Source organism: Stenotrophomonas pictorum JCM 9942 (assembly GCF_001310775.1).
Lineage (GTDB): Bacteria > Pseudomonadota > Gammaproteobacteria > Xanthomonadales > Xanthomonadaceae > Stenotrophomonas > Stenotrophomonas pictorum.
Genome location: NZ_BAZI01000259.1, coordinates 1 through 3881, shown reverse-complemented (window position 1 = coordinate 3881; position 3881 = coordinate 1). Strand labels below are relative to the sequence as shown.

At 67.2% G+C, this 3881-nt stretch carries 1 protein-coding gene, 1 pseudogene and 1 riboswitch; of the genes and pseudogenes, one reads left to right on the top strand and one right to left on the bottom strand.

Going from position 1 to position 3881, the window contains the following annotated elements; genetic code table 11:
- Nucleotides 1-739: pseudogene (locus tag JCM9942_RS11985) on the bottom strand (Na/Pi symporter); the annotation flags it as partial.
- Nucleotides 740-1059: 320 nt separating this feature from the next.
- A riboswitch (cobalamin riboswitch) is annotated at nucleotides 1060-1283 on the top strand.
- A gap of 267 nt (nucleotides 1284-1550) precedes the next feature.
- On the opposite strand from JCM9942_RS11985, the gene JCM9942_RS11980 reads away from it, so the two are divergent.
- Nucleotides 1551-3860, top strand: a complete 2310-nt coding sequence (locus tag JCM9942_RS11980) for a ribonucleoside-diphosphate reductase subunit alpha (RefSeq protein WP_241772613.1) — start codon at nucleotides 1551-1553, stop codon at nucleotides 3858-3860.
- The last annotated feature ends 21 nt before the right edge of the window (nucleotides 3861-3881 follow it).

Sequence of the window (3881 nt, the reverse complement as noted above, 5' to 3'; positions counted from 1 at the left end):
TTGTCGCCCATGCCGGCCCGGGCGGTGAGCCACAGCACCGCCGACTGCAGCAGCGGCAGGGCCAGCAGCGCCACCAGCGCGGTGCTGACGTTGAACAGCACATGCGCCAGCGCCAGCCGCTGCCCGGCGCGGTTGCCGCCCAGGAACCCCATCACCGCGGTGGACACACTGCTGCCGACATTGGAGCCGATGGCGATGGCCAGGCTCTGCGCCGGTTCCAGCTGGCCTTGCGACAGCGCCGCCAGGGTCAGCATCAGCGTGGCATGCGAGGACTGCACGATCACCGTCAGCCCCAGTCCCACCGCCACGAACAGCAACGTGCCGGCCCAGCCATCGGCGGCATAGCGGCCCAGCTCGATGGTGGTCATCGCCGAGAAACCGTCCTTGATCTGGTCGATGGCCAGGAAGATGAAGGCGATGCCGACCAGCAGCTGCCCGGCCGCCATGCCGCGCGGACCGGTGTAGCGGGCCAGCACGCCGAACACCAGCAGCGGCAGCGCCAACGGCGACAGGCTCAGGTTCTGTCCGGCCAGCGCCAGCAGCCAGATGCCGCTGGTGGCACCGAGATTGGCGCCCAGCAGCACCGCGATCGCGCCGCCGAGCTGGATCAGCCGGTGCCGAGGAAGGCGATGGTCAGCAGCGACACCAGCGTGCTCGATTGCAGCAGCAAGGTGGCGCCGCCGCCGAACAGCAGGCCCTTGAGCGGGGTGGCGGTGCTGCGCGCGAGCAGGCGCTCCATGCCGCCGCCGGCCAGCGCCTTGAGCCCCTGTTCCAGGCACTGCATGCCGAACAGGAACAGCGCCAGCCCCGCGCACAGCTGCAGCCAGCCGCCGCTGTAGTGGAACGAGGCGCCCAGCAGCAACACCAGCACCGCCACAGCGATCCATTTGAACGTCTGTTTCAAGGCCACGGCCCGCAGGAAGGGCCGGGGATTGAACCAGCTTTGAGAAAAATATGCTGCCGTCCGGCGATGCCCCGCAACCGTGGCGGGACAAGCTTGCGGCCGGGTTGTGCACAGGGTTGTTCACAATATCTAGTGTTGCGGCTGTCACTTTTGCCCAGTATCTTGTGCGCGTCGGTTCTGTCGGGCAGCAACCCGGTGGACTAAGAGGGAAGCTGGTGACGCCTGTCCGGGCCATTCCAGCACTGCCCCGCAGCGGTAATTGGGAACGACCCCGCCACACAGCACTGAGGCCGCCCGGCCTTGGGAAGCGGCGGAGAAGGAGGAGGCCTGCGCCTCCGCGCCCATGAGTCCGAAGACCTGCCGACAGCCGCGCGAAGCACACCGCGCGGTGCCGGCCGCGCGAATCTCCGGGGGAGATGGTCGGTGCATCACGAGCCGTGACGTGGACCTGGCCGGTCCGCGCGTCGCGGCCCGTGCGACACCGCGTCCCCATGCTCTGGAACCGCCGGCCCCGCACCTGTCGAGGGACGGGAGCCGCGTGCATCACGCATGGAGAAACGCCGTGACCATTTCCGAAACGCCCGTCGCCGTCGCCCCCACCACGGCGGACGAATTCCTGCTGACCCCGCCGCCGACTGCCACCGCGATGAGCGTGACCAAGCGCAACGGTGTGGTCGAGCCGGTGGACCTGAACAAGATCGTGCGCGCGATCCAGCGCTGCTGCGAGGGCCTGCACGCGGTCGACCCGATGCGTGTGGCCACCCGCACCATCTCCGGCCTGTACAACGGCGCCACCACTCAGGAGCTGGACGAGCTGTCGATCCGCACCGCCGCGCTGCTGATCGGCGAGGAGCCCGAGTACGGGCGCCTGGCCGCGCGCCTGCTGGCCAGCTTCATCGCCAAGGAAGTGTCCGGGCAGGAGATCCACGCGTTCTCGCAGTCCATCGCCCGCGGCCACGAGGTCGGCCTGATCAACGAACGCCTGCTGGGCTTCGTGCAGATCAACGCGCGCAAGCTCAACGATGCGGTCAACCCCGAGTACGACCTGAACTTCGACTACTTCGGCCTGCGCACGCTGTATGACCGCTACCTGCTGCGCCATCCGCACACGCGCAAGGTGATCGAGACCCCGCAGCAGTTCTTCCTGCGCATCGCCAGCGCGTTGAGCGAGGACGTACCCGAGGCGCTGGCGCTTTACCAGCGCATGGGCAGCCTGGACTACCTGCCGTCCAGCCCGACCCTGTTCAATTCCGGCACCGTGCACGAGCAGCTGTCCTCGTGCTTCCTGCTCGATTCGCCGCGCGATTCGCTCGAGTCGATCTACGCCAGATACGGCGATATCGCGCAGCTGTCCAAGTTCAGTGGCGGCATCGGCGTGAGCTACTCGCGGGTGCGCTCGCGCGGCTCGCTGATCCGCTCCACCAACGGCCATTCCAACGGCATCGTGCCGTGGCTCAAGACGCTCGATTCCTCGGTGGCGGCGGTCAACCAGGGCGGCAAGCGCAAGGGCGCGGCCTGCGTCTATCTGGAAACCTGGCACGCCGACATCGAGGATTTCCTCGAGCTGCGCGACAACGCCGGTGACGAGTCGCGCCGCACCCACAACCTCAATCTGGCCAACTGGGTGCCGGACCTGTTCATGGCCCGCGTGGAAGCCGACCAGGAATGGTCGCTGTTCGATCCGAGCGTGGTACCGGAGCTCACCGACCTGTACGGCGAGGCCTTCGAGCGCGCCTATGTGCAGGCCGAAACGCAGGGCAAGGCGGCCAAGCGCATTTCCGCGCGCAAGCTGTACGGCCGGATGATGCGCACCCTGGCCGAGACCGGCAACGGCTGGATGACGTTCAAGGACAAGTGCAACAAGGCCAGCAACCAGACCCTGCGCCCGGGCAATGTGATCCACCTGTCCAACCTGTGCACCGAGATCCTGGAGATCACCTCCGACGAGGAGACCGCGGTGTGCAACCTGGGTTCGATCAACCTGGGCAACCACTTCGACGCGCACGGTGACTTCGATTTCGAAAAGCTGGCCGAAACCGTCCGCCTGGCCGTGCGCCAGCTCGACCGTGTGATCGACCTGAATTTCTATCCGATCGAAACCGCCCGCCGCGGCAACCTGCGCTGGCGCCCGGTGGGCCTGGGCTGCATGGGTCTGCAGGATGTGTTCTTCCGCAAGCGGCTGCCGTTCGATTCGGAGCAGGCCCGCGCGCTGTCCCGGCAGATCGCCGAGACGATCTACTTCCACGCGCTGGAAACCTCCTGCGAGCTGGCTATCGAGCGCGGCCGCCATCCCTCGTTCAACGACACCCGCGCGGCCAGTGGCGCGCTGCAGTTCGACGCCTGGAACATCGCCCCGGTGGATGTCGCGCGCTGGGACGCATTGCGGGCCCGCATCCAGCAGCACGGCCTGCGCAACTCGCTGCTGATCGCCATCGCCCCGACCGCGACCATCGCCTCGATCGCCGGCTGCTACGAATGCGTGGAGCCGCAGGTGTCCAACCTGTTCAAGCGCGAAACGCTGTCCGGCGACTTCCTGCAGGTCAACCGCTATCTGGTGGACGAGCTCAAGCAGCTGGGCCTGTGGACGGCGGAAATGCGCGATGCGATCAAGCTGGCCGACGGCTCGATCCAGAACCTGGCGCAGATCCCCGAGCCGCTGCGACAGGTGTACCGCACCGCGTGGGAACTGCCGATGCGCGCGCTGATCGACATGGCCGCCGACCGTGGCGCCTTCATCGACCAGTCCGCCTCGCTCAACCTGTTCATGGAAAGCCCGAACATCGGTGCGATGTCGTCCATGTACATGTACGCGTGGAAGCAGGGCATCAAGACCACCTACTACCTGCGCTCGCGACCGGCCACCCGGATCGCCAAGACCACGGTCAGCAGCTATGCGCCGGCCGAAGCGGTGGCCTGCTCGCTGGAGAACCCGGAAAGCTGCGAGGCCTGCCAGTAAGGCGGCTCGCACCGCCGCCCG

Excerpts from the sequence above, each read along its gene's own strand:
- JCM9942_RS11980 (WP_241772613.1), top strand. The coding sequence starts at position 1,551 with ATGAGCGTGACCAAGCGCAACGGTGTGGTCGAGCCGGTGGACCTGAAC.